Genomic DNA, 23,909 nt, shown 5'->3' with positions numbered 1-23,909 from the left:
CAGGGCCGGAAGGAACCGGCCCTGAAGAGTTACATGGCTTTAGCCAGTTTTGACGGACTAACCTGCCATTCCAGGATGCCGCTGCTGCTGTCAGCATTAAAATCGATGCTGGCAATGGCCGAGGTGGCAAACATGGGCGGTGATTCCTGAGGGCAGAGTTCGGAAACCAGGTAGCCCACCAGAGGCAGGTGAGAGATGACCAGTACTGAAGCCACCCCTTCCTTCGCCAGTACCTGTAGATAGCTGGCAACTAACGCCGGGTCACCACCGGGCGTCAGTTCGGACAGAATATCCTGCCCCTCCGGCAACGTCAGTCCTTCACGCACCGTTGACAGCGTCTGTTCAGCACGTAAATAGGGGCTGACCAGCACACGTTCAATATTCACTGCCTGGCCGTTAAGCCAGTTCGCCATCTGGCGTGATTCATTACATCCGCAATGAGTCAGAGGTCTTACAGAATCACTAGCCGCATCTAAGGCAGCATCGCCGTGACGCATAATGAAAACTTGCATAATGCACCGCTGTTGTTAAACATAAACGCCGGAAAAAAGAACTTCCCGACTCTTCATTCAGTGAATGAACGCTGTGTTGTACCTTAATGCCGGAAGTTAAGTCAACCGATTGTTTACAAATTGAGCGCTTTACGGAACAGTGCCAAAGTGCCCTTTTCACAGTGTAAATCTAACCCCCTGAATCCCCATGGCTATTGTGCTTACTCTCCGTTTTGTAAAAGGTTTCTTCTGAACTGGCCCGCTTTAATAAAGCCTCGCACGGGGTAAAGCGTTCGCCGTAAGACTCCTTCAGCCGCTCTAATATGTTAACGATAGCAGCGGCCCCTGTTCTGTCCATATAGTGGAAAGGGCCGCCGAGGAAAGGAGGAAAACCGATGCCAAAGACGGCACCAACGTCGCCATCCCTCGCACAGCGAATCACCCCTTCATCCAGCGTTCTTGCCGCCTCATTCAGCATCATCATCACACAACGTTCGGCAATGGATTGAGCGCTGAGATGCGTTTTTGGCGTCAGGTTTAACAAGGTATAAATTTCCGGATCTACCGCTTTCTTTTTGCCGAGGGTTTTACGCCTGTACTGATAAAATCCCCGGCCATTTTTGCGCCCTTTACGCCCATCTTTTAGTACCGCATTCAACTGGTCTGGCGCTCTGAAGCGTTCGCCCCAGGCGCTTTCAAGAACGGGAAGAATATGCGTCCCAATATCGATACCCACTTCATCCAGTAACTGTATTGGCCCTACAGGAAAACCGAAATTTTCCAGCGCACGGTCAATCGCCTCTACCGGTTCGCCCTCCAGCAGACAGCGCATCGCTTCATTTATATAAGGCGCCAGAATGCGATTAACATAAAAACCCGCGCGGTCGGCTACGACAATGGGCGTTTTTCCCTGTTTCTTCGCCAGTGCTACTGTGGTGGCCACAGTTTCTGATGAGGTACCTGCATGGGGGATCACCTCTACCAGCGGCATCTTGTCTACCGGACTGAAGTAGTGCAGCCCGATGACGTTTTCAGGCCGCTGAGCATTTGCTGCAATATCTGCAATGGGTAAGGAAGAAGTATTGGAAGCAAAGAGCGTCCGGGCTGAGGTATTCGCCTCTACTTCAGCCACCATCTTCTGCTTCAGCGCCAGCTCTTCAAAAACCGCTTCGATAATGATATCCCGGTGATGGAAGCCCTGAAAATCGGTGCCGCCACCTATCATGGCCATCTGCCGCTGGCGTTCGGCGGGACGGATATGCCGACGCTGCACGCTTTTGCTCAGCAGATCCCAGCTGTATTTCATCGCATGGTTAATGCCTTCCGGGGAGATATCTTTAATGCGCACCGGCAATTTGCCACGCGTGGCGGTGACATAAGCAATTCCTCCGCCCATCAACCCTCCCCCCAGTATGCCGACCGACTTCACCTCGCGGGGTTCAGCCTCTGCCCCCCACTCTTTTTTCATTTCCGTGGTGGCAAAAAAGAGGCTGCGCAACGCGGCCGATTCTGGCGTCATCGCCAGTTGACCAAAGGCTTTCGCCTCTTCGCCATAGCCAATCAGACTTCCCTGTTGCAGACCCGTGCGCACCACAGAGAGAATTTTCCGCGTCGCCGGATAGTTACCCCTGGTTTTGGCTTCCGTCTTTTTACCTGCCAGCGAGAAGAGCAAGGCTCTGCCTGCTGGCGCACTGAACAGGCGCTCGCGCAGGGGCAAAGCTTTATGTGTTTTACGTCCCTTTAACACCATTTTTACGGCTGTTTCCAGCAGGATTGTTTGCGGCACGGCGTCATCCACCAGCCCCAATTTCAACGCCTGCTTAGCCCGCAACGTTTTACCGGTCAGGATCATCTCCAGCGCCTGCGAGACACCAATCAGCATGGGCAGACGTTGCGTCCCCCCGGAGCCTGGCAGCAGGCCAAGCTGCACTTCCGGCAGCCCCAGCCGGGTTTTGTCATCCAGCGTGCAGACGCGCTGATTGCAGGCCAGCGCCAGCTCCAGCCCACCGCCGAGACAGGCTCCATGAATGGCGGCCACGACCGGCACCGCCAGGGAGGCAATCTCAGACATCACCTTTTGCCCTTCAAGCGCCAGCGCTTCCGCCTCCTTTGCCGTTTTGCAGCGGTCAATCATCGAGATATCGGCCCCGGCAATAAACGAATCGGGTTTGCCGGATATCAGCACCAGCCCGGCAAGATGGGGATTGCTGCGTGCTTCGCTAATCACCTGCCGAATCTGCTCCGCAAATTCAGCTTTCAGCGTGTTCATCTTCTCGCCAGGCACATCAATAGTAATGATGCCGACGTTATCCAGTCGCATGGTCAGCCCAAAGGCTTTGCCGTTTTCCATTATTCCGCCTCCAGTACCATTGCTGCCCCTAAACCACCCGCTGCACAGGCGGTAACGAGCCCAAGACCGCCGCCGCGACGTCGCAACTCGTTCAGCGTCTGCGTGATCATTCTGGCTCCCGTGGCGGCAAAAGGATGCCCATAGGCGATAGAGCCGCCCAGCACGTTGAATTTCTCCTGATCTACCTCACCCAGCGCATGGGGACGGTTTAAAACCTCACGGGCGAAACGCTCGTCTGCAAATACCTTAAGATTCGCCAGCGTCTGGGCGGCAAAGGCCTCGTGCATATCAATCAGCGTCAGATCGCCAAGGGTGATCCCTGCCCTGTCCAGCGCTATTGGCGAAGCGTAGGAGGGGCCAAGCAGCATGTCCTGCCAGACGTCAGTGGCGGTAAAGGCGTAGCTGCGCAGATAGCCAAGCGGCACCAGCCCCAGCTCACGCGCGCGCGATTCCGTCATCAGCACCACGGCGGCGGCGCCATCTGTCAACGGCGTACTGTTGGCAGCCGTTACCGTGCCGTGCTGGCGATCAAAAGCGGGACGAAGGCGGGAGTACTCTTCCAGAGAGGAGTTAAGGCGGACGTTGTTGTCCTTTGCAAAGGGTTTAAGCCAGGGCGGCACAAAAGCGGTCATCACTTCCGCCTCCAGCCGCCCCTCTTCCCAGGCTCTGGCGGCGCGCTGATGTGAGCGGTGGGCCAGAGCATCCTGCTGTTCGCGGCTGATACCGTGGCTTTTCGCCATCTGCTCTGCGGTATCCCCCATACGTAAGCCGGTGGAGTATTCCGCCACGGCAGGTGGCACAGGCAGCAGGTCACGTGGGCGTAACTCGCTGAACAGTTTCATTTTTTGTGAAAAGGTTTTGGCTTTATTCAGGTCGACAAGAATACGGCCCAGCTTTTTACTTACGCCAATGGGCAACACGGAAGAGGAATCTGCGCCTCCGGCGATGCCTGCCTGAACAGTGCCAGCCAGCAGGCTTTCCGCTACGTTAGCTACCGCCTGAAAACTGGTGGCGCAGGCCCGGCTGACGCTGTAGGCATCGGTCTGCACGTTAAGCCCGCTTCCCAGCACAATCTCCCTGGCGATGTTCGGTGCTTCCGGCATCTGCACCACCTGGCCGAAAACCAGTTGCTCAATCACCTCCGGCGGCAGTTCGCTCCGCGCCATCAGTTCACTGACCACCATTCTGCCCAGCTCCACAGCAGGGACGCCATGTAAGGCTGTAGCCTGACGGGCAAACGGGGTACGGAGTCCGTGCGTAATCGCGATGCGTTCGCCCTGACGCGTCAGCAAAGGAAGTGCCTTGCTCATTCTGATCACCCTTGAAATCCAAACGGCATCATTGCCAAAGAGGTCTGACCTCTAAGGTTAACCAGATTTCTGCGTTCTGCACGGGAATTAAGAGAAAATTGCGAGAGGAAACACGCTTCGGGAACAATGAGCGGGCAACGCCCGCTCATGCCGGGGATTAACGCAGGCCGAGCTGGAAAATCATTGTTTCTGCCTGACAGCTGAAAGTGAAGTCAGCCTCAAGCAGTACGCCGCCGGCCTGTTCGCTGAAGCGGGCCTCAATAACGCAGGGATCGGACTCTACCTGACGCGCTTTTTCAGTCAGCGTCGCCAGCATCGCTTCCGCCTGCTGGCGGGTTTCATACAGCTGGCTCCAGCTGGCGGTGCAGTCGGTATTATCCATAATGGTGCCTACATCAACACAGCAGCAGGCGGCCGTTTCATTTGCACTGCATTTTTTCAGAGCATTGGTCATAAGGGATCTCCGGTTAGCCGCTAAAACGGCAGAAGTAAAATCACTGGGATCTATTTTACGCCTGCCGTGAAAGGTTGTCTGGCCGGGGCCACGGATAGCGCCGTTAAGTGACGAAAATCACAGTTAAAATTGATCTGAAACAAGTTAGACTGGCGATGCCCAATCCGGGTTCCCTGCTTTTTGCTATGCAGATCGCTTTTCTTGGATCATTTTAGAAATATTTATAAAACAATATTGCAACATGAGCACAGGTCAGACCTATACTGGGGCCACTGGTCTGATTTGTTCGCCGTCTGTCAGTCCCTACACTTTACAATCTCCTGTTACTTCATGTAACAGAGTTTAATAAAAACCAGATAAATGAGGTTGTGGTCATGAACCATAAAAACCTGTTTGCGAAATCTGCGCTTGCTGTTGCAGTGGCAATTGTTACGTCGAACGTTTATGCAGCCGGCTTTCAACTGAATGAATTCTCCACCATCGGGTTGGGCCGCGCTTATTCCGGCGAAGGCGCAATTGGTGATACCGCAGCCTCTGCCAGCCGCAACCCGGCCACAATGGCGCTGATGGATCGCCCGATGTTCTCCATCGGCGCGGTATTTATTGATCCTGATGTTAATATTGATGGTGACAGCCAGTCTGGCCAAAGCCTGAATGCCAATAATATTGCGCCGACGCAATGGGTACCGAATATTCATTATGTTCAGCCAATTAACGATCAATGGTGGCTTGGGGCTTCCGCCACTTCTAATTATGGTCTGGCAACCGAATTTAATGATGATTACGCAGCTGGCCCTTATGCCGGTAAAACCGATCTGCAAACCGTTAACTTTAATTTGAGTACCGCTTACCGTCTGAATCAGCATTTTAGTTTTGGCGTTGGTTTTGACGCGGTTTATGCGCGGGCGAAAATCGAACGTTATGCCGGAGAAACAGGCCCGGCTCTTGGTCTGCCAGCAGATACGCAGATTGCACACCTCAAGGGTGAAGAATGGGGCTACGGCTGGAACGCCGGTATCCTTTATGAAGTCGATGATAATAACCGCTTCGGCTTTACCTATCGTTCCGAAGTAAAAATCGATTTTGATGGCGATTATAAAAGCAGTATTCCTGCCGCATTTAACCCTATTAATCAGGCCGGCAATTTTGGCCTGCCTTACGGCACCAGCGGCAGCACCATTCCGGGTTCGTTGACCCTGAACCTGCCGGAAATGTGGGAGCTTTCGGGCTACCATAAAGTGGCACCGCAGTGGGCGGTGCACTACAGCCTGGCTTACACCAGCTGGAGCCAGTTCCAGGAGCTGAAAGCAACCGGTACCCAGGGACAGACGCTGTTCCAGAAAACCGAGGAGTATAAAGATGCCTACCGCATTGCTCTCGGAACCTCCTATTACTATGACGAAAACTGGACTTTCCGCACCGGTATCGCTTTTGACGACAGTCCGGTGCCTGCCGAGAACCGCTCTATCTCCATTCCGGACCAGGATCGTCTCTGGCTGAGCGCCGGTGCTTCCTATGCCTTTAACCAGGATGCGTCAGTGGATGTGGGCCTCTCCTGGATGCACGGCCAGCACGTCACGGTTGAAGAAGGCGGCTATACCTTTAACTCTACCGGTAAAGCCTGGCTGTATGGGGCAAGCTTTAACTACAAGTTCTGATTACCTCTACAAAAGCAAAAGGCCTGTCATAAGACAGGCCTTTTTTATGGCTTAGTAACGGGCATTTCACATTATCCTGAACAGCCGTCGCCTGGAGCAGCGCAACGGGCCATGTAAAAAGCTGTCACACAGGACATCGCAACGGACTAGTTGGAATCGATATCGTCCAAATCGCCCTGAATGGCTGCCGCGTTCGGATTTTCCTGCGGGATTAACTTGCCATCGCTGGCCAGGAAGTCATGACGCTGGAAGTAAGCCGCACGGACAAAGGCGTAAGGGTCCTGCGAGTTGCGCAGGATTGCATCAGAATCCAGCAGTTGAGAACGAGTTTCCACGCCTTCCAGCGCCCACTTACCAGCGGACATCCACCAGGTTAGCCAGCTCAGCGGAGCATAGAGATTGTCTACCAGACCCCCTACATCTTCACGCGGAGTAAAGCCACCGTAACCCGGCACTTCAACATAGGGACCATAGCCAACGCCATAGTTGCCCAGCGTACTGCCGAACCCGCGCGCTTCTTCTTTCGCCAGCTTGGGGTTCGCCATGGTCGCCACATCAATAAAGCCGCCCATCCCCAGAATGGTATTCAGGAAGAAACGGTTGAAGTGAATCATCGCTTTATAAGGTTTGCCCTCAATAAAGTAGTTCACCATGGTGGAAGGTTCATCCAGGTTACTGAGGAAATTGCTCAAGCCGGTGCGGGCAGGCACCGGAAGATAGTCACGCCAGGCTACCGCCACAGGGCGTACCACATAGGGGTCCAGCACGTTGTAGTTAAAGTTGAACATGGAACGGTTAAATCCTTCGAACGGATCCGATCGCCCCTGCGGCGCATCCGCCGTGTTCGAACTGGCACACCCAATCAGCAACACGCTGGCCAGCGCTACGCCCGTTATGCGGTAGCTCATATCTTTCTCCCTGTGATCAATGTAATACCGCCGTTACGGCTGCTGCTGATTAATCTCAACAGCCAGCTGCTGGTGACCGTCAAAAGACGTAACGGCGCTGAGTCCAAACCAGTCGCCTGGCTGCGGATTCGCGCTACCGTCGCGCGAGATGCGAACGCGTACCTGAACCTGCTGCTGCGCTGAGAGCAGACGCTGCGGCATCATGGCGTTGCTGTCATCCAGCGTCAGCGATAGTGGAAAATGGCCTAACGGTAATTTTTTCACCGCCACCGGGACGGGAGAAACACCATCAGCAACAGAAATATACAACACTCCATCCGCAGGTAACATTTTTTCTGCCCCTGGCGACAGGGAGACAGAAAGCGCCAGATGGCTGTTTTGCTTACCAGATTCGGTTTTTGCCTGTTCGATGCTGCGCTGGATCATGATCACGCGCTTATCGTCAGCAGGTAACAATTGTAACATCTTTTGCCAGACTGCAATGGCTTCAGGGTAGTGCTGCTGGCTAAAAGCATTAAATGCCAACAGGCTCAGCACCCGCAGATTGCTCCCGTCAGTTTTCACCATTTCATCCAGCATAACCGCAGCCTGACGATTATCCTGCGGGTCCGGCGATCGGGTCAGAACATCAGCATAGCTGAGCTTTACTTCAGGATCGTTTGGCGCCAGTTGCAGCGCGTGCTGGAAGGCCTGGGTAGCGGTGGCAGCATTGTTCAGCACCATGCCTATTCGTCCCAGCATCAGCCAGTCATTGACGTTCTGTGGATCGTTCTGTAATGAGCTACGCACGCCCAGGCCCAGCCTGGCCAGCTGTTCCATCGTCAGCGGCCTGGCAGCGGGGTCCATCACCTGCGCACGCAGGGCAGGCAGATCTTTTTGCACCTGCTGCCAGGATAAAACCTGCGCGAAGCCGCCCGTCTTGAAGTAAAAACCCAGGCTGACCAGGATCAGCACCAGCACGCCCGGCAGCAGCACCCAACGGCCTACGCTGCGCTCCCTGCCCTCTTCATCCTGAGGAATATCCAGCAGCAGGGTTTGCTGCAACTCACGCACCATTTCCGGCCGCTCGCCCACTACGCCCTGCTCTTCATCTTCCTCCAGCTCTTTCAGACGCTGATGATAAAAAGATTTATTCAGCGCATCGCGATCGACCGCAGAAGGGCGCTGTTTGCGTCCTCCGGCAATCAGCAGCAGTGCGCATGACGCTACCAGCAGCGCCAGAATGGTTAACCAGAATCCACTCATTATTGCTTCCCGTTCTTCTTCAGAAGCGCGTTCAGGCGCTGTTGCTGTTCCGCATCTATCTCGTCGTTCAGCGACCGTTTCCGGCTGCGCAAAATAATCACCAGCGCACCGATGATCACAAAGAGCGCAGGGCCTGCCCACAGAATAATGGTGGAAGGCATCACTGGCGGTTCATAGGTGACGAAGTTGCCGTAACGCGCAACCATATACTGCTTTACCTGATCCGGCGTCTGCCCTTGTTGCAGCAGCTCATAGACTTTCAGCCGCATATCGCTGGCGATCATCGCATTGGAGTCCGCAATGCTGTTGTTCTGGCACTTCGGGCAGCGGAGGGATTCGGTCAGGTGGCGATACTGCTGCTCCTGCTCAACCGAGTTAAATTTATAGGTATCAATATTGTCAGCTGCGGCAGCAAAACTGATTAACAGCGCCACCATCAGGCTCAGGGCAACTTTCACGCGCCGCTCTCCTTGCTGTATTTTTCCCAAAGCGGCTTCACTTCGCGGTTCCATACCTCGTCATTCAGATCCCCCGCATGGCGATAGCGGATGATGCCTTTACCATCAATCAGGAAAGTTTCCGGGGCACCGTAGACGCCAAGATCTAATCCCAGCATGCCATCACCGTCATACAGGCTCAGCGCATAGGGGTTGCCCAGCGAGTTCAGCCAGTTGATCGCTTTAGGGCGATCGTCTTTGTAATTCAGCCCAACCACACGAACGCCAGTAGAGGCGAGTGAATTGAGATACTGATGTTCAGCCCGGCAGGTGGGGCACCAGGTCGCCCAGACGTTCAGCAGGATCGGTTTGCCATCGGTGAGTACCGACTGATCGTAAGTTTTTCCCGGCTGATCCAGCGATTCCAGCTTAAATACCGGCACCGGTTTGCCCACCAGTGCAGATTCCAGCAGCGTAGGATCGTCACCGTTGGCATTGCGATTCAGCTGCCACATCAGCGCCGCAGCCAGCAGCAGAAACAGCACTAAGGGGATATAGAGAATTTTCTTGTTCATGCCAGCTCCTTCTGCGCTTTTTTACGCGAGCGATAGCGCGGATCGCACAGGCAGAAGATCCCGCCAACAGCCATAAATATTCCACCGAACCAGATCCAGCGCACAAAGGGTTTGTAGTAGATGCGTACCGCCCAGGAGTTATCTCCCAGCTCTTCACCCAACGCCGCATAGAGATCCCTGGTGAAGCCGCCATTGATAGCCGCTTCCGTCATCATGGTGTGGGCCACGCTGTAGTAGCGCTTTTCTGCCTGTAGCGTCGCTTCATGCTTGCCATTGCGCGTAACGTCAATGACGCCTGCGCCGCCGGTGTAGTTTGGCCCTTGCAGGCTATGCACATCACGGAAGGTAAAGTGGTAGTCGTGAATATCCACCGTGTCGCCGGGGCGCATCCGCACATCCCGCTCCACGCTGTAGTTCTGGCTGAAAGCAATGCCAATCACCGTTACGGCCACGCCCAGATGACCCAGCACCATTCCCCAATGGCTGCGCGACAGATGCGTTAACCCTTTAAAAAAGCTGTGGCGATGGGTGGCGCGTTCGTGCAGCTCCATCAGCGTAAGGAAGATAACCCAGATGGACATCAGCAACCCTACCACCGCCATCGCTTCGATGCGGTCCTGCATCAGCCATGGCAGCACGATGGAGAGAACCAGCGTCCCCATCATCGCAACAGCCAGCCGCTTCCACAGCTTCTGCGGCTCATCCCGACGCCAGCGCACCAGCGGGCCAATCCCCAGCATCAGCGCCATCGGCGCCATCAGCCAGGTAAACAGCGTATTAAAGAACGGTTCGCCGATGGAGATACTGCCCAGACCCAGCTGCTTATGCACCAGCGGCAACAGCGTGCCAAGCAGCACCACCAGCATCGCTGCTATCAGCAATACGTTGTTCCCCAACAGGAAGGATTCGCGGGACCAGACTTCATTCTGTATCCGGCTACGCACTTTGCTGCCTTTGATGGCATAGAGCAGCAGCGAACTGCCGATAACGATGACCAGGAAAGCCAGAATAAACATGCCGCGGGCCGGATCCGAAGCGAACGAGTGCACGGAAACCAGCACGCCAGAGCGAACCAGGAAGGTGCCCAGCAAACTCAGAGAGAAAGCGGTAATGGCCAGCAGTACGGTCCAGGCTTTAAAGGTGCCGCGTTTTTCAGTGACGGCCAGCGAGTGGATCAGCGCTGTTCCTGCCAGCCACGGCATAAAGGAGGCGTTTTCTACCGGGTCCCAGAACCACCAGCCGCCCCAGCCCAGCTCATAATAGGCCCAGGCTGAACCCAAAACGATGCCAATGGTGAGGAAAACCCAGGCCGCCGTGGTCCAGGGACGCGACCAGCGCGCCCAGGCGGTATCCAGACGCCCGGCCATCAGCGAGGCGATAGCAAAAGCAAACGCAACGGAGAAACCCACATACCCCATATAGAGCAGCGGCGGGTGGAAGATCAGGCCAATATCCTGCAACATCGGGTTAAGATCGCTGCCATCTATCGGGAAGTCCGGAAGCGTTCGGGTAAAGGGATTAGAGGTCAGGGTAATAAACAGCAGGAAGCCGAGGTTGATCATGCCCATGACAGCCAGCACTCTGGCGATTGAATCCAGCGGCATGCCGCGGCTGAACAGCGCCACGGCGAGCGTCCAGGTGCTCAGCAGCAGCAGCCAGAGCAGCAGAGAACCTTCATGCGCGCCCCAGGTGGCAGCTATCCGGTAGTAAACCGGTAAAAGCGTATTGGAGTTGGTCGCCACATAGGCCACGCTAAAATCGTTCACCACAAAAGCGTGAACCAGTACGGCGAAAGCGCCAAGAATGCAGGCAAACAGTGCATAACTCAGTGGACGAGCCAGGCCCATTAAACGGCTGTCCTGACGGGCTGCGCCCCATAACGGGTAAATGCTCAATAACAGAGAGAGCGCAAGCGCAAGGCAGAGCAGAAAACTGCCAATTTCAGGCATCATGACTGGCCACCTTGTGCCTGGTAAGCCGCCTGCGGCCCTTTATGATTCGTTTTCATCGCATCCTCGATTTCTGGCGGCGTGTACTTTTCATCATGCTTCGCCAGTACTTCTTTCGCATTCACCAGGTTGCCCTCTTCCAGCACGCCCTGCGCCACAACGCCCTGCCCTTCCCGGAACAGATCCGGCAAGATGCCAAGATAGCTGACGTCAATCACGCCGCGCGCATCATACAATTTGAAGGAGACTGCCAGCGTATTGGGATCGCGTTTCACGCTGCCAGGCATAACCATTCCCCCTACTCGCAAACGCTGACCGGTTTCCGGCTTGATGCGGGCTTCGCCTTTTCCTTCAAGAATTTCACTGGGCGTGTAGAAGAGATCGATATTGGATCGCAGGGCATACATCACTAATGATGTTGCCACGCCCAGGCCAACAAGGATGGCGACCACCATAATCAGGCGGCTTTTACGACGAGGGTTCAAGGTTGCTCTCCTGCGTTTTCACTGGCAACTTTACGGTTTTTGGCAGCCTGAATCCGGCGATCTCTGCTCTGCCGCTGACGGATGTCATGCAGCAGACTGCGCCGCTGCAATACCGTGTGCAGCACCAGAACGCCCAGGGCGATCAGGGTAGAGGCCACAGCCAGCCAGACGTAAAAGGCGTAACCGCCCATCTGGAAGAAAGCGTGCCATGATGAGAATGCTGGCGTCATGCTTTCCGCCCTCCTTTTGCCGCCACGTCCGCCACCCAGGGACGGTGACGTTCCGTAAACAGGATCAGATTGCGCAGGCGCATCAGCGTTAATGAGATAAACACCAGCAGATAACCCAGAATTGACCAGCGCAACGGGCTGCGCATGCTGGGGTCAATCGCCTGCTGAAGCATACCGGATGAGCCTTGATGCAGCGTATTCCACCACTGCACCGAGTAATGAATAATCGGCAGGTTGACCACGCCCACCAGGATCAGGATGCCAGCTGCACGTCCCGCCATCCGACGGTCGTCAAAGGCGTTATAGAGGGCGATTACGCCCATATAGAGGAACAGCAAAACCAGCTCCGAGGTCAGGCGGGCATCCCAGATCCACCAGGTTCCCCACATGGGCTTGCCCCAGGCGGAACCGGTTATCAGCGCAATAAAGGTAAACGCAGCCCCCACGGGAGCCATAGCTGCCGCCGCTAAATCGGCCGTTTTCCATTGCCAGACCAGACCAACAAAAGCCGCAATCGCCATTGATGCATAGATGCCCATAGACCACATCGCGGCCGGGACATGGATATACATGATGCGATAACTGTTGCCCTGCTGATAATCTGCCGGGGCAAAACCAAAGCCCCATATCCAACCCAGTAACAGAGTAACTATGCCCAGCACCGCGAACCAGGGCACCAAACGTCCGCATAACCGATAGAGCCGGTCGGGCTTACCGAGTTGATGTAACCATTTCCACATTATTATTTTGCTCACATAAAAAGAAAAAGCGTTCTGGTGTTCAGTAAAATGCTTAATGCACACTGACCCGCAGTGCAGCGGCAGTGGCGAACGGCGCTAACGTTGCGCTACCCACCAAAAGAGCACCTAAAATGGCCAGGTAGCCGTCAATCGGCAGTCCCATGCTGGCAGCATCTATGGCTGCGCTGGCAAAAATCAGCACCGGTACGGCCAGCGGCAGTACCAGTAAACTCAGTAGTACGCCGCCCCGGCGCAGTCCAACCGTCAACCCTACCCCTATTGCCCCCAGAAAGCTCAGGGTGGGCGTACCCAGCAGCAGCGTCAGCGCAATGGCGCGCCAGCTTACAAAGTCCAGCGAAAGCAGCAACGCAGCCAGCGGAGAGAGCAACAGCAGCGGCAGACCTGTGACTACCCAGTGAGCGGCCACTTTTCCCAGCACTGTTATCGGCAGCGGTGCGGGCAACAACAGCAGCTGTTCAAGCGATCCATCAAGAAAATCATCGCGAAACAGACGCTCCAGCGCCAGTAGCGAAGAGAGCAGCGCAGCGACCCAGACAATTCCCGGCGCAATGCGCGCCAGTAATGCCGGTTCTGGCCCAATTCCCAGCGGGAACAGGGTTATCACAATCAGGAAAAACCAGAGCGGGTTGATAATCTCCGAGCCGCTACGGAACGCAATGCGCAATTCACGCCGGAGGACGCGCCAGAACATCAGACTACCTCCGAAGAGGTAAGACGAATTTTGCGAACCGTGCGGTGTGCGGCCGGTAATTCCTGGTGAGTGGTTAAAATGACCATGCCGCCATTTTCTGCATGCAAATTAAAAAGCGCCATCAGCTTAGCCACACCTGACTTATCAATAGCCGTTAAAGGTTCATCAAGGATCCATAGAGGCGAGCGGCTTAACCACAATCGGGCCAGCGCGACCCGGCGTTGCTGGCCCGCTGAAAGCTGCGCTACGGCAACGTCTTCGAATCCGGCTAAGTCAACCTCCTCCAGGGCTGCCATCAGAGAGGCTTCCGACTGGCTGGCATGATAAAAGTGCAGATTCTCACGCGCCGTCAGCACCGCTTTCACGCCAGGCTGATGCCCAAGATAGAGCAGCGCAGCATGCCAGCTCTCACGCTGCTGGCGGATAGGTTGGTGATGCCATAAGACATCGCCCTGCTCTGCCCGGCTAAGCCCGGCAAGAATTCGCAGTAGCGAGGTTTTTCCCGCCCCGTTGGCCCCTTCAATCTGGACAATGTCGCCCGCTGAAACGGTAAAACTGAGATCGTGGAACAGGGTACGTTCGTCGCGTACGCAGGTCAGATTGTTGGCTTCCAGCATCAAAAAAGTCGCGCTTAGTAGAGTGGGTCGAAATAGTACCACAGGCAATCAGGTCATCGCAGCCTGCTCTCTGCCTGCATCCTTATGGGCTGGCAGCATTATGCCTGTTACGCGTCACAGATCTTATAAAAAACCCTTGCGGTTAAAGGTTTGTTACGCTTCTCCTGAAAAATCGTAACAATCCATCCTGCCAGAAACCCGCTACGCTTAAGAGGAAAATAACCGCTGGGGAACAGAATAATGGCTAAGAAACATGAAGATGGCGAAGTAGAGAGTGAAGAAAGCGAGCAGGATGAAGAGATTGAGGTAGATGAAGAGGCCCTCCCCTCCAGAGCGGCGGCGGTGCATGAACAAATCCGCCAGGAGGGAGAAAAAGAGCTGGAACGCGACGGCATGGCGCTGCTGTTTTCCGCGATTGCGGCTGGCCTCTCTATGGGCGCATCGCTGATGGCCAAAGGTATTTTCCAGGCCAATCTGGAAGGGGTGCCGGGCGCTTTCCTGCTGGAAAACCTTGGTTATACCTTCGGCTTTATTATCGTCATTATGGCGCGACAACAGCTGTTCACCGAGAACACCGTTACCGCTGTGCTTCCCATTATGCATAAGCCAACGGGCAGCAATATATTACTGCTGCTTCGCCTGTGGGGCATTGTGCTGGGTGGTAACCTGGCAGGCACGGCACTGGCGGCGTTGGCTTTCAACCTTATGCCGATTTTTGACGAGGCGACGCGACACGCTTTTGTCACCATCAGTCATAAAGTGATGGAAAACACGCCGGGTGAGATGTTTGCTAACGCCGTGGTTTCGGGCTGGATTATTGCCACAATGGTCTGGATGTTCCCTTCCGCTGGCGCGGCAAAAATATGGGTCATTGTGCTGATGACCTGGCTGGTTGCTCTGGGCGATCTGGCGCATATCGTGGTCGGTTCCGTAGAGGTTCTTTATCTGGTGTTCAACGGAGATATCAGCTGGTATCAGTTCCTCTGGCCTTTCGCCCTGCCTACCCTCGCCGGCAACATCATCGGGGGTACTTTTATTTTCGCGGTGATCAGCCATGCGCAGATCCGTAACGATATGAGCACCAAAGCGAAAGCAAAAGCCAGAGCCGATGCCAAAGCAAAAGAGAAAAAGGAAGGGAAGAAAGCAGAACAGGAAAGCTGATAAAAAACGGTGAAAGCACGGGCGGTTTAAGCCGGTTGCTTCTGGCTATTTTTTCCAGGCAACCTGTGAATGGCTGAATGCAGGGCTGCAAAGTATTAACGGCAGGCAATAAAGCCTGCCGTTAATTAAATTTAATTAAACATCGCCCATGTGTTGGCATAGAAAGAGCCAGCAAAGAAGACGTAAGCCAGCCAAACCACAGAGAGAACCGCAAGCGACAGTTTCACAGACATGATAATACCCCTTAAGGACGTTAGCGCGTGGCCGCAAATTGACAGTGCTTACACTAGGCCTGCCCGTTGACGTGGATATTGATCCAGCGCAAAAATAGCTACTTTAAGGAATACGGCCCGCGCGGAGACAGCCTGAAATGATCAATTCTGGTCAGAGCGATTCATCGGGTTTTGTTATGAAAGGATCAAGTTTGAAAAATCAGCATTAAGGAAGAAAAATTGAGTAAAGGCTTTACCAGGACGCCAGCTTCAGGCCCGTTGATCAGGGGCAACAGAGTAAACATTCCGCCAACTGGCGACAAAAACAGCAGTCAGCCGCTAAGCGGTTAATTTACGCCTGAAATCGCGCTATACTCCACGCCGCTGTCTCCTTAGTTAAATGGATATAACGAGCCCCTCCTAAGGGCTAGTTGCAGGTTCGATTCCTGCAGGGGACACCATTTCATCCTCAGTATTACCCAGCCCTGACTTTCATCCGCTCTGTTCCTTTCTTCACTTATCCGGGATTTCCTGCTGTTTCAGTGGATGCTGCACGCCAGCCTGCCTGAGAAGTGCATAACGGGCGATAAGTTGCTTCAGATGCATCTCAATCTGCGCCTTTGCGGCTACAGGCAGAGCCTGTGCGGCTGGAATCAGTGACAGCGCCCGCAGTTGTTCTTCAGCCGGAACGGCCTGACTAAATGACTGCATGGTGGAAAATACCACTGATTTCAGTTCGCTCACCGTGATGTATTTTCCCCGCTGCTCATCCAGCCTGTTAAGTCGATCGCTCAGTTGCTGTAGCTTCTCCATTCCCTGATGCCAGCCGCCCATGGCTTCTACCGGCAAAGCAGCAGCAGTGAGCTGTTGCTGCCATTCCACCATCAGGGGTTTTGCCTGCTCTGGCCACAGCGCCTGAGCCTGTTCTGCCAGTTGACGACCGTAATCAATATTCCAGTCGGGTGGCAACTGCCCTAAGCGCGCCAGCTGCTGGCGGGTATCGGTAATAAAGGTTTGCGGTGGATAAGATTGCTGACGCAACACAGCCAGCTGTGTGGGTGTGAGTGCAGTGGGTAACGGTGCCAGGGATGCAGCAAGCTGACTCTGTAATGGGTCAGGCTGGTGCAAAACAGACCAGCCCCACACCGTTGCCACGCTTACCACCAACATGGTACACATCCCGGCGAAGAAGGATCTCCAGCTGTTTACCGCAGCCGGCATCGCTTCCCTGTCCGGCTGCTGTTCCTGCTGTGATCTCTGTACATACTTCTCCGTGCTGGAGAGCCAGGTTTTCTCCGCAACAGCAGAGATATCCGCAGTCGTTTCCCTCTTATCCTCAGCCTGCGGAGGCGTCACGATAGCGGGGGCAGCAGCAGCGGGTACGCCGTCGCTGTTTTCCACTCTGGCTATATTGTTGTGTATCTGGCTACGCAAAGTATCAAACTGGCTCTGGTGCTTGAGTTCCATGCGCTGAAGCGCACTCTCTATCAGGGTAAGCTGCTGTTCCGCCTGGTTAAGCTGGCTGAGGTCACTGTAGCTCAGGGGGAGAGTTCGCACTATTTGCTGTATACGGTAGCTCAGAGTGGTAAGGATCCTCATACGCACCTGCACCGGCTGCGGCCAGAAAGTGCTCCACTGATGGCTTATCAGAGCCTCCAGCATCGCCAGCCCTTCATTAAGGCCGGATAACCCAGCCAGTTGTGTGCGGACAAGCGTATACCAGGCCGCACTTTGCAGCTCCACGCCATTTTGCTCAAACAGCGAGAGGCAGAGTTTTTCAGCTTCACGCCAGTTCACATCGGGCCGGGCAGGATGGGAGAGTTTAGCCATTTCATCACGCAGAGCGGCATAATCGGCCAGCATACGCGGGTCGTTGCCGGTTTTAATTTTACGGGGGGCAGTGTCATTCATGACCAGATATCCATTCATTTTGCATACAGAGTTGGGGATGATAATTATGCCGCTTCACTTTCTGCACAGTCAGAGCGATGCAGATCCTCTCATGCTTTTAAACCAGAGTCCTTAACAGGCGATAATAGAATAATGGCCGATACAAGATCAAATTCGCCTCTGTTTACCCCTGAAAAATAAATTTACTGATAACTTTCCCCTTTCTGTTAGCAGTAAATAATCTCAGCAAGCCAGAAAAAGAAACTGCCCTTCAGCCAAAAAAGAGATTATTTATAGCGAAGAATTAAAGAACATTGGAGGATCAGCAGAAAGGTAATTAAACATTGATGTTAATCAATACCAGGCAAGTGCAAATACTCATTAAAAATATTAAGAATAATCTGCCAGACGGCAGAAGGAGAAGCGTGAAGAATTCAGAGTGAAGGGGTTAACGCCTTCCGCAGGCCGAACAAATGATCGGCAGCGAAAGCTGCCAGAAAAGGGTGCTGAGCAACAGATGGGGTTTCATTCCCTGCCCCATAAAAAAACCGCCCGCAGGCGGTTATGCAGAAGATAAGGTGATTCTCAGTTACAGCGGTCTGTCATCATCATCTTCGAGAGGCTCTTCCTCATCTTCATCGTCGGAGCCCAGAGGCATATCTTCCCCATCCTCTCTTTCATCTTCATCAGCAGGGTACTCTGCATCGTCAGGAAGGGGTTCCTGGTAATCAGGGCGTTCAGACATAGTCACCTCCGTTATCCCAAATGGGTCTACTAAATATAGAGGGTAAGCCTCACAAATTGCTGGCCTGCGTCACAAAAGCATCAATAAAAAAACCGCCCGGAGGGCGGCTGAATAATTCTGTCACTCTGGCTCTTTATCACCAGATTCCGGGGCAGAACCAGGATCGTCCTTCTGCTGCAACCCTTCTTTCTCCTGCGGATCTGTCGGGCTTTGAGAAGCATGTTTTTCATCATCTGAATTGCCGATGGCATTAGGGTTAGTCATAGGTTCCTCCTGACAGGTTATTCCGGAAAGCAAGCCTGCTGGGCTTACTTATCATCATTAGGATGAGACGATTTATTTTCAGAGTGCCGCTCAGGGTTAACCGGCATATCGTCTTCCTCGTAGGGATTCTGCATATTCGGCGCCGCTTCCGGCAGCCCTTTACTGACTTCGCCCTCTTTACGGCGGTGCTCGTTCGAATCAAGCTTTGTCATGGCGCTCTCCTTTCGGGTTCAGAACGTTAAGTTTAGTCGATGATGACTAAAGTTGAGGGAAAGATGCTGATTCATACCGCCGGATTATCGATTTCATCAATCAAACCGGCCATCTGGTTCTTTACGTTGCCAACCATTTTCGAAACGGGGTGCCAGGTGAACTCTTCCCCGGAGAGCGCACTTTCAGTCACGATTTCACTGGCTCGCTGGCTACTTGTCCCCGGGTCAAGCCACTCCATAATGGCGTCGGCCTGCAATACCAGCGGTCTGCGGTCGTGAATATCCACCAGACCTTTATCGCTGGCAGCGGTGATGATGACAAAGCCTTCATCCTCATTCTGCTTATCAAAAGGCGCTTTGCCGATAGCGGCGAAAAAGAGGGGCTGACCGGATTCAGGATAGAGAAAATAGGGCTGCTTCTTACTGCCTTCCTTTTTCCACTCATACCAGCCATCAGCCATCACGATAGCGCGGCCATGCTGCCAGAGGGGTTTGAACATGCGTCCGGTAGCGGCTGTTTCAACACGGGCATTTATCAGAGGCTGTTTGTTCCACCAGGCGGGTTTATAGCCCCAGTGCACCGGATCAAGATGAAGGGCATTATCGCGCTGGTTCAGCAACAGCACGTTGGTGCCGGGCGCAATGTTATAGCGCCCCAGCGGTTGATGATCGTAAGCAATCTGGCGTTCTGCTTTATCGGCAAACTCTTTCAGATAGTCTTCGCGTGTTCTGTATTGAGTAAATCGTCCGCACACAGGCACCTCCTGCAATAAGGATAGCCAGGAGAACGCATCGCTGTGGGTCGCGCTGACTTCTTTTATCTGAAAACCAGCCGGGTCTCTGACAAAACGCTGCCAGCAACGGAACCTGTCAGCTCTGTGCGGTTAAAACTTAGTGGTGCAGCATCTCATCCACTACCTGCGCCGAAGTGAGCTGGAAAGGATAATAAGTTGGCCAGTTATCCATCTCTTTCAGTAATGCTTCCTGCGAGCTATTGCCCATGAAAATATGGTAATGCGCTGACTGGCGCGGAATAATGCCGTGATCGCTGAACTGGACATATTTCGGCGCCTGGCTCCCCGCCTCCTTACATTCAAACAGATAACGTACGCCCTTTTTGCCTGAGGCATAGGTCAGAATTTTGTACCCGGCATAATCATATTTACAGCTGGTCACCTTATTGCCCAGATGAAACTCCATGATGTTATTTTCGATGCCGATTGACTCAACACCGGTGGCATATCCCTTACGGTAATAGGCCTTAACAGCTTCCGCACTTTGCCCTTTATCCTGCTCTGCTTTCTTTCTGAAAACAGGATCGAGGTCGCCATTGAGCAGATAAGGATAAACGGACTGCCATACGCCATCCCAGTCCGCCAGGCTTCTGTCCTTCACCTGCCGATCGTTAAAAATACCCTCCGCAGCTTTTTGTTCCATTTCCGTCAGCGGCTTCCCGTGGGAGTGATGGGTATGAGCAAACGCCTGATGGCTAATGAGCAGTACACCCAGCGCTAAGAGAGATTTTTCACCTTTACCAGCCATGTTTTTGTCCTTGTTGAAATCCCGGAAGCGATAAATGTTACGTTATAACATATCTTGCATCAAGTTTTCTTCTGACCATAAAAAAACCCGCCAGTGGCGGGTCAGGGTCGGACAGCATCTCGGCAGGCAAATGTTGGAAGGAGATCACGAAAGTAATGTGCCTGTGCGACTTTGGATCCTTTCTGCATAGTCCCCTTTTGCTCTGGTGTGCAACTGCGCATCAGAAACAGATGGCCGCTGTGCTAGGTCTTGCTCACCGTATAGCTTTTCACTTTGCCATCATCCAGCTGGACGGTCAGCGTTTTCCCTTCCGTGGTGCTCATCGCTTTGGCCTGACTGTAGCTCCACATCATCAGCAAATGGCCTTCCGGGTAGGGCGTCTCGGTTGTGGGCTGTCCAAAGAGATCGATCAGCTGCTGGCGCGATGTCTGACCATAATGAATTTTAGCGAGTTTTGTATCATCGAAATCTTTTCCCGAAGAGGAGGTGCAGCCCGCCACGGCAAAAAGCAGCAGCAGAGCAAAACATCTTGTTTTCATTGATTTTTCCTTATCGGTTAATCCAGTTTTTCACAATCATAAGAACCCGTTAATTTAATCTGGCTGCTGCTGGTTCTGACAATTTCTGCTTTCAGCGTGGCCGTGCCGTTATGATAAATGTGATCGAGGCTCAGCATACCGGGCGCTTTACTATTTTTAACCAGCAGATGATAAGCAACGTTTTCACTATCGCCCTTTTTACCGGTATAAGTCATCGTCTGTTTTTTGGGCTTAACGCCATTCACAAAAATTGTCCCATCCTGCTGCGGTTCCAGCTTAAAAGGCCCACACTGTAGGGCGGCCAGCGCGGGAGAAAGCGTTGTCATCATCAATGAAAATGCCAGGATTTTGATCATTAATTACGGCCCCTGCTGTAACAGTTAAAGAATGGACAAAACTCAGCCCCCGATCCTCAGTAAGAAAGTATAACGCACTGATAATGCAAGCGACCTGAAAACTTTTCTGAGATCGCTAAGCGGGCAGCAAGTAATTAAGCCATAACCTACGGCTGAAAGAATAATTTATTTCCTGATACGAATTATTTAGCCGATCTATTTTGAAGCGGCTCTGGACCTCTTATTTATTACGCAGAAGGAAAAATGGCTCTGGCACAGACGCTGAAAAGCTGTCACTTTGTTGAGGAGGGAGCTCAGACATCAGAACTGCGCCGTTGAGAACAAGGAGACGCTTGATGCCAGCAACATTTACCCTGCATATGTCCCGCCATGTGAGTAAAGCTTTACTTCCCGATTTGAAAGCGCTGATAGCGCCCCAGGCGATGCAGTTTTTCTCCAATGAACTGGGTGAAGAGTGGCACTACACGCTACTTTGTCAGCAAAGTGATGAAAGTTGTTCGCTGGCCGTTTCGGCAATCATGGTCTGGTATCAGTTAAAAAGGATCTCCACGCTCAGTTACAGCAACGCTTCCTGTCACAAAGAGCTGACAAAGTGTACCGCAGGCGAGCTTTTCACCCTGCTCAAAATGCCAGGCGCAGCCCTCTATCTCTCGTGAATTATTCCGTAGCGAAAGAGTGATAATGAGTCTGTGCATATCAAAGTCCGCGCTGATTTACGGCCGTTCTGCTGTTGTATTCCACTGATTGAAAAATGTTCCGTTCCCTTACACTACCGGCAAGTAAATACCGACTTAGCCGGAGTGCCTGATGTCAGAAAAAGATCCCATTATTGAACGTCTTTCCGTAGAAGTGCTTGCCCTCAGGCACATCGTCCAGATGCTGATTGCCTACGGCAATGTGCCCACTGGCGGCAAATTAAATAAATATCTGCTCAAGGTTGCAGATGATGCCGAGCACCGGAACGATCGCCATGCCAGTAAAGCCATTGCCGATGCCATTCGCAGCTACGTGCAAAAATAACCTGTAACGCGCCACAAGCCTGCGGATCCCGGTTTACGCCTGATGAGTGCAGGAAACAAAGGGTCAACGTTCGTGGCCCCTTTGTTAATTAGCATTGCCAACCTTAAACGAAGAGATATCCAGCGCCCGCTGCGCAGCTTCAGCGCCCGGCGCCTGGGTGTTTTACGCAGTCTGACTGCCGGCAGCAGGTTTTGCTGAATGCTGCGCTCCTTCTGCGAAACGACCTGCGTGACTTCTTCTCTCCCTGTACTTTGTTCATCCCCCGCCACGCTTAAAACCAGGCCATTTCACGATTGTCATCAGCGAAATTTAGCGCTACCCTGCGCTTCTTTTATCGCCCGGTTTTGGATAACCTGCTGCGATACTCGCTTATGTGCCGCGATTTAGCTGATTAACCGGCATACTTTGGACGCTTCACCAACAGGGAAAAACACTATGCACGCCTACCTTATTGGCTGGTTTGAAACGTTAAATCTGCCTTACGCCCCTCAGATCGCCCTGCTCGCTGTTATCGGCATTATTCTGCTTATCTCCCTGATTGTGCACGGTCTGCTTCACAGCATTGCCCTGCCTTTCCTGAAACGTTTTGCAGAGCGATCGTCAAGACAGTGGCCGAAATCCATTATTGATAAAAAGCTCTTCAGCCGGTTCCTGCTGCTGATGCAGGGCGTGCTGCTGCAAATTCAGCTTGAGCTGTTCCTACAGGGCAATGAGCCTGTTTTCAGCGTGCTGATGGTGGCAAGCCAGGTCTGGATGATGATCTTCAGCCTGCTGATGTTCTTTTCGCTGCTGGATGTTTGTCTGGAGCTTTCAGAAAAAAGCTTACTGGCGCACCAGTTACCTCTTCGTGGTATTTTTCAGAGCCTGAAGCTGATTGCCGCGCTGCTGATAGCACTGATGGTGATTTCGGTGTTGATAGGCAAATCGCCGCTGGTGCTGCTCACCGGTCTGGGTGCGATGACTGCGGTACTGATGCTGGTATTTAAAGACCCTATCCTCGGTCTTGTGGCTGGTATCCAGCTCTCGGCAAACAATATGCTGAAGATGGGTGACTGGCTGGATATGCCAAAATATGGCGCAGATGGTGACGTGGTGGATATCGGTCTGACGACCGTAAAAGTCCGTAACTGGGATAAAACCATTACCACTATCCCTACCTATGCGCTGATCTCAGACTCCTTCAAAAACTGGCGTGGGATGTCTGAATCCGGCGGTCGCAGGATCAAACGCAGCATCAACATCGATACCACCAGCATCCATTTTCTCTCTGAGCAGAATATTGCTGACTTGAAGCGGGCGCAGTTGCTGACGCCTTATCTGGAAGAGAAAAGCCGGGAGGTGGCGAGCTATAATTCCCGCCTGCAATGCGATCTGTCAACGCCGCTTAATGGCCGTCACATGACCAATATCGGCACGTTCCGTGCGTGGCTGGAGGCCTGGTTAAGGGCGCATCCGCAGATCCACAAAGAGATGACGCTGATGGTTCGCCAGCTGGCACCCGGCTCTGAAGGCCTGCCTGTGGAGATCTACGCCTTCACCAACACCACCGCGTGGCTGGAGTATGAAAAGATTCAGTCAGATATTTTCGACCTTATCTTTGCCGTACTGCCAGAGTTCGGGCTGCGTGTGCATCAGTCGCCAACCGGCAACGATATGCGCAATATGCGTTTATCCTCCGCAGAATAAGGAGTAATCAGGCGGGCAACTTTCACAACAGAGTGCCCGCCAGCTGCCTTTTGTGCCGCCGTTCATACCCTTTGAGCGGCATTTCATTCCTTTATGCAGGCAGTTCATGCCTTTGTTTCCC

27 protein-coding genes and 1 tRNA gene are annotated in these 23,909 nt (G+C 53.3%); 6 read left to right on the top strand and 22 right to left on the bottom strand.

The window, feature by feature from the left end; genetic code table 11:
• Positions 1-29: 29 nt before the first annotated feature.
• The 4 genes from sixA to AAH450_RS01275 form a co-directional block, all read right to left on the bottom strand.
• Positions 30-512: a phosphohistidine phosphatase SixA gene (gene sixA / locus AAH450_RS01290; protein ID WP_342908561.1), complete on the bottom strand. Its 483-nt coding sequence runs from the start codon at positions 510-512 to the stop codon at positions 30-32.
• A gap of 169 nt (positions 513-681) precedes the next feature.
• Positions 682-2,841, bottom strand: a complete 2,160-nt coding sequence (gene fadJ / locus AAH450_RS01285; protein WP_342908560.1) for a fatty acid oxidation complex subunit alpha FadJ — start codon at positions 2,839-2,841, stop codon at positions 682-684.
• Complete coding sequence (gene fadI / locus AAH450_RS01280; protein WP_342908559.1) at positions 2,841-4,151, bottom strand: acetyl-CoA C-acyltransferase FadI; 1,311 nt, start codon at positions 4,149-4,151, stop codon at positions 2,841-2,843. The genes fadJ and fadI overlap by 1 nt, the downstream gene beginning before the upstream one ends.
• A gap of 157 nt (positions 4,152-4,308) precedes the next feature.
• Positions 4,309-4,605, bottom strand: coding sequence for a YfcZ/YiiS family protein (locus tag AAH450_RS01275; protein ID WP_342908558.1), 297 nt, complete (start codon positions 4,603-4,605; stop codon positions 4,309-4,311).
• Between the two features lie 374 nt (positions 4,606-4,979).
• Here AAH450_RS01275 and fadL point away from each other — a divergent pair, with 374 nt between their 5' ends.
• Entirely contained in the window at positions 4,980-6,263 is a 1,284-nt protein-coding gene (gene fadL, locus AAH450_RS01270) for a long-chain fatty acid transporter FadL (protein ID WP_342908557.1), read from the top strand.
• 146 nt (positions 6,264-6,409) lie between these two features.
• Here the strand turns inward: fadL and mlaA are convergent, their stop codons facing one another.
• From mlaA to ccmA, 10 genes are read right to left on the bottom strand one after another with little or no spacing between them, the layout of a single operon-like run.
• Positions 6,410-7,171 carry a phospholipid-binding lipoprotein MlaA gene (gene mlaA, locus AAH450_RS01265; RefSeq protein WP_342908556.1) on the bottom strand — a complete coding sequence of 254 codons (762 nt, stop codon included), beginning with the start codon at positions 7,169-7,171 and terminating at the stop codon, positions 6,410-6,412.
• 33 nt (positions 7,172-7,204) lie between these two features.
• Positions 7,205-8,416 carry a c-type cytochrome biogenesis protein CcmI gene (ccmI, locus tag AAH450_RS01260; protein WP_342908555.1) on the bottom strand — a complete coding sequence of 404 codons (1,212 nt, stop codon included), beginning with the start codon at positions 8,414-8,416 and terminating at the stop codon, positions 7,205-7,207.
• A complete protein-coding gene (locus tag AAH450_RS01255; RefSeq protein WP_342908554.1) occupies positions 8,416-8,874 on the bottom strand; it encodes a cytochrome c-type biogenesis protein in 459 nt (152 codons plus the stop codon). Before AAH450_RS01255 ends, ccmI begins: the two co-directional genes overlap by 1 nt.
• The gene (locus AAH450_RS01250; RefSeq protein ID WP_342908553.1) at positions 8,871-9,428 is read right to left on the bottom strand and encodes a DsbE family thiol:disulfide interchange protein; all 558 of its coding nucleotides are present in this window, start codon (positions 9,426-9,428) and stop codon (positions 8,871-8,873) included. The genes AAH450_RS01255 and AAH450_RS01250 overlap by 4 nt, the downstream gene beginning before the upstream one ends.
• Positions 9,425-11,380: a heme lyase CcmF/NrfE family subunit gene (locus AAH450_RS01245; RefSeq protein ID WP_342908552.1), complete on the bottom strand. Its 1,956-nt coding sequence runs from the start codon at positions 11,378-11,380 to the stop codon at positions 9,425-9,427. Before AAH450_RS01245 ends, AAH450_RS01250 begins: the two co-directional genes overlap by 4 nt.
• Positions 11,377-11,862, bottom strand: coding sequence for a cytochrome c maturation protein CcmE (gene ccmE, locus AAH450_RS01240; RefSeq protein WP_342908551.1), 486 nt, complete (start codon positions 11,860-11,862; stop codon positions 11,377-11,379). Before ccmE ends, AAH450_RS01245 begins: the two co-directional genes overlap by 4 nt.
• Positions 11,859-12,092 (bottom strand): heme exporter protein CcmD, encoded by a 234-nt coding sequence (gene ccmD / locus AAH450_RS01235; RefSeq protein ID WP_342908550.1) that lies wholly within the window; start codon positions 12,090-12,092, stop codon positions 11,859-11,861. The genes ccmE and ccmD overlap by 4 nt, the downstream gene beginning before the upstream one ends.
• Positions 12,089-12,832, bottom strand: a complete 744-nt coding sequence (locus tag AAH450_RS01230) for a heme ABC transporter permease (protein WP_342908549.1) — start codon at positions 12,830-12,832, stop codon at positions 12,089-12,091. The genes ccmD and AAH450_RS01230 overlap by 4 nt, the downstream gene beginning before the upstream one ends.
• A gap of 52 nt (positions 12,833-12,884) precedes the next feature.
• Entirely contained in the window at positions 12,885-13,544 is a 660-nt protein-coding gene (gene ccmB / locus AAH450_RS01225; RefSeq protein WP_342908548.1) for a heme exporter protein CcmB, read from the bottom strand.
• A complete protein-coding gene (gene ccmA / locus AAH450_RS01220; RefSeq protein ID WP_342909544.1) occupies positions 13,544-14,161 on the bottom strand; it encodes a cytochrome c biogenesis heme-transporting ATPase CcmA in 618 nt (205 codons plus the stop codon). The genes ccmB and ccmA overlap by 1 nt, the downstream gene beginning before the upstream one ends.
• Before the next feature lie 240 nt (positions 14,162-14,401).
• Here ccmA and AAH450_RS01215 point away from each other — a divergent pair, with 240 nt between their 5' ends.
• Both AAH450_RS01215 and AAH450_RS01210 read left to right on the top strand, forming a co-directional pair.
• Positions 14,402-15,322, top strand: coding sequence for a formate/nitrite transporter family protein (locus AAH450_RS01215; protein WP_342908547.1), 921 nt, complete (start codon positions 14,402-14,404; stop codon positions 15,320-15,322).
• 598 nt (positions 15,323-15,920) lie between these two features.
• Positions 15,921-15,995: transfer RNA gene (locus tag AAH450_RS01210), tRNA-Arg, on the top strand.
• A 52-nt stretch (positions 15,996-16,047) separates the two neighbouring features.
• Here the strand turns inward: AAH450_RS01210 and AAH450_RS01205 are convergent.
• The 8 genes from AAH450_RS01205 to AAH450_RS01170 form a co-directional block, all read right to left on the bottom strand.
• Positions 16,048-17,445, bottom strand: a complete 1,398-nt coding sequence (locus AAH450_RS01205) for a VasL domain-containing protein (RefSeq protein WP_342908546.1) — start codon at positions 17,443-17,445, stop codon at positions 16,048-16,050.
• A gap of 568 nt (positions 17,446-18,013) precedes the next feature.
• Positions 18,014-18,169 (bottom strand): hypothetical protein, encoded by a 156-nt coding sequence (locus tag AAH450_RS01200; protein WP_318790780.1) that lies wholly within the window; start codon positions 18,167-18,169, stop codon positions 18,014-18,016.
• A 120-nt stretch (positions 18,170-18,289) separates the two neighbouring features.
• Positions 18,290-18,433: a hypothetical protein gene (locus tag AAH450_RS01195; protein ID WP_342908545.1), complete on the bottom strand. Its 144-nt coding sequence runs from the start codon at positions 18,431-18,433 to the stop codon at positions 18,290-18,292.
• A gap of 44 nt (positions 18,434-18,477) precedes the next feature.
• Positions 18,478-18,645, bottom strand: a complete 168-nt coding sequence (locus AAH450_RS01190) for a hypothetical protein (protein WP_342908544.1) — start codon at positions 18,643-18,645, stop codon at positions 18,478-18,480.
• A 71-nt stretch (positions 18,646-18,716) separates the two neighbouring features.
• Positions 18,717-19,400 carry an SOS response-associated peptidase family protein gene (locus AAH450_RS01185; protein WP_342908543.1) on the bottom strand — a complete coding sequence of 228 codons (684 nt, stop codon included), beginning with the start codon at positions 19,398-19,400 and terminating at the stop codon, positions 18,717-18,719.
• A gap of 136 nt (positions 19,401-19,536) precedes the next feature.
• On the bottom strand, positions 19,537-20,187 hold the full coding sequence (gene zinT / locus AAH450_RS01180; RefSeq protein WP_342908542.1) for a metal-binding protein ZinT: 651 nt from the start codon (positions 20,185-20,187) through the stop codon (positions 19,537-19,539).
• Between the two features lie 242 nt (positions 20,188-20,429).
• Positions 20,430-20,726 (bottom strand): hypothetical protein, encoded by a 297-nt coding sequence (locus AAH450_RS01175; RefSeq protein ID WP_342908541.1) that lies wholly within the window; start codon positions 20,724-20,726, stop codon positions 20,430-20,432.
• Between the two features lie 17 nt (positions 20,727-20,743).
• Positions 20,744-21,082 carry a hypothetical protein gene (locus tag AAH450_RS01170; protein ID WP_342908540.1) on the bottom strand — a complete coding sequence of 113 codons (339 nt, stop codon included), beginning with the start codon at positions 21,080-21,082 and terminating at the stop codon, positions 20,744-20,746.
• Positions 21,083-21,417: 335 nt separating this feature from the next.
• Between AAH450_RS01170 and AAH450_RS01165 the strand changes: the two genes are divergently transcribed.
• The 3 genes from AAH450_RS01165 (at position 21,418) to AAH450_RS01155 (ending at position 23,788) form a co-directional block, all read left to right on the top strand.
• Positions 21,418-21,738, top strand: a complete 321-nt coding sequence (locus tag AAH450_RS01165; protein ID WP_342908539.1) for a hypothetical protein — start codon at positions 21,418-21,420, stop codon at positions 21,736-21,738.
• A gap of 151 nt (positions 21,739-21,889) precedes the next feature.
• Positions 21,890-22,102, top strand: coding sequence for a hypothetical protein (locus tag AAH450_RS01160; protein WP_342908538.1), 213 nt, complete (start codon positions 21,890-21,892; stop codon positions 22,100-22,102).
• A 435-nt stretch (positions 22,103-22,537) separates the two neighbouring features.
• On the top strand, positions 22,538-23,788 hold the full coding sequence (locus AAH450_RS01155; protein WP_342908537.1) for a mechanosensitive ion channel family protein: 1,251 nt from the start codon (positions 22,538-22,540) through the stop codon (positions 23,786-23,788).
• Positions 23,789-23,909 lie beyond the last annotated feature (121 nt).

It is taken from the genome of Erwinia magellanica, assembly GCF_039023495.1.
GTDB lineage: Bacteria > Pseudomonadota > Gammaproteobacteria > Enterobacterales > Enterobacteriaceae > Erwinia.
The sequence above is the reverse complement of the archived record's forward strand: the minus strand, read 5'-3'. Positions and strand labels throughout refer to the sequence as shown.

Coding starts and splice junctions, on each gene's coding strand:
- sixA (WP_342908561.1), bottom strand. CDS start 512: ATGCAAGTTTTCATTATGCGTCACGGCGATGCTGCCTTAGATGCGGCT.
- fadJ (WP_342908560.1), bottom strand. CDS start 2,841: ATGGAAAACGGCAAAGCCTTTGGGCTGACCATGCGACTGGATAACGTC.
- fadI (WP_342908559.1), bottom strand. CDS start 4,151: ATGAGCAAGGCACTTCCTTTGCTGACGCGTCAGGGCGAACGCATCGCG.
- AAH450_RS01275 (WP_342908558.1), bottom strand. CDS start 4,605: ATGACCAATGCTCTGAAAAAATGCAGTGCAAATGAAACGGCCGCCTGC.
- fadL (WP_342908557.1), top strand. CDS start 4,980: ATGAACCATAAAAACCTGTTTGCGAAATCTGCGCTTGCTGTTGCAGTG.
- mlaA (WP_342908556.1), bottom strand. CDS start 7,171: ATGAGCTACCGCATAACGGGCGTAGCGCTGGCCAGCGTGTTGCTGATT.
- ccmI (WP_342908555.1), bottom strand. CDS start 8,416: ATGAGTGGATTCTGGTTAACCATTCTGGCGCTGCTGGTAGCGTCATGC.
- AAH450_RS01250 (WP_342908553.1), bottom strand. CDS start 9,428: ATGAACAAGAAAATTCTCTATATCCCCTTAGTGCTGTTTCTGCTGCTG.
- AAH450_RS01245 (WP_342908552.1), bottom strand. CDS start 11,380: ATGATGCCTGAAATTGGCAGTTTTCTGCTCTGCCTTGCGCTTGCGCTC.
- ccmD (WP_342908550.1), bottom strand. CDS start 12,092: ATGACGCCAGCATTCTCATCATGGCACGCTTTCTTCCAGATGGGCGGT.
- AAH450_RS01230 (WP_342908549.1), bottom strand. CDS start 12,832: ATGTGGAAATGGTTACATCAACTCGGTAAGCCCGACCGGCTCTATCGG.
- ccmB (WP_342908548.1), bottom strand. CDS start 13,544: ATGTTCTGGCGCGTCCTCCGGCGTGAATTGCGCATTGCGTTCCGTAGC.
- ccmA (WP_342909544.1), bottom strand. CDS start 14,161: ATGCTGGAAGCCAACAATCTGACCTGCGTACGCGACGAACGTACCCTG.
- AAH450_RS01215 (WP_342908547.1), top strand. CDS start 14,402: ATGGCTAAGAAACATGAAGATGGCGAAGTAGAGAGTGAAGAAAGCGAG.
- AAH450_RS01205 (WP_342908546.1), bottom strand. CDS start 17,445: ATGAATGACACTGCCCCCCGTAAAATTAAAACCGGCAACGACCCGCGT.
- AAH450_RS01200 (WP_318790780.1), bottom strand. CDS start 18,169: ATGTCTGAACGCCCTGATTACCAGGAACCCCTTCCTGACGATGCAGAG.
- AAH450_RS01195 (WP_342908545.1), bottom strand. CDS start 18,433: ATGACTAACCCTAATGCCATCGGCAATTCAGATGATGAAAAACATGCT.
- AAH450_RS01190 (WP_342908544.1), bottom strand. CDS start 18,645: ATGACAAAGCTTGATTCGAACGAGCACCGCCGTAAAGAGGGCGAAGTC.
- zinT (WP_342908542.1), bottom strand. CDS start 20,187: ATGGCTGGTAAAGGTGAAAAATCTCTCTTAGCGCTGGGTGTACTGCTC.
- AAH450_RS01175 (WP_342908541.1), bottom strand. CDS start 20,726: ATGAAAACAAGATGTTTTGCTCTGCTGCTGCTTTTTGCCGTGGCGGGC.
- AAH450_RS01170 (WP_342908540.1), bottom strand. CDS start 21,082: ATGATCAAAATCCTGGCATTTTCATTGATGATGACAACGCTTTCTCCC.
- AAH450_RS01165 (WP_342908539.1), top strand. CDS start 21,418: ATGCCAGCAACATTTACCCTGCATATGTCCCGCCATGTGAGTAAAGCT.
- AAH450_RS01160 (WP_342908538.1), top strand. CDS start 21,890: ATGTCAGAAAAAGATCCCATTATTGAACGTCTTTCCGTAGAAGTGCTT.
- AAH450_RS01155 (WP_342908537.1), top strand. CDS start 22,538: ATGCACGCCTACCTTATTGGCTGGTTTGAAACGTTAAATCTGCCTTAC.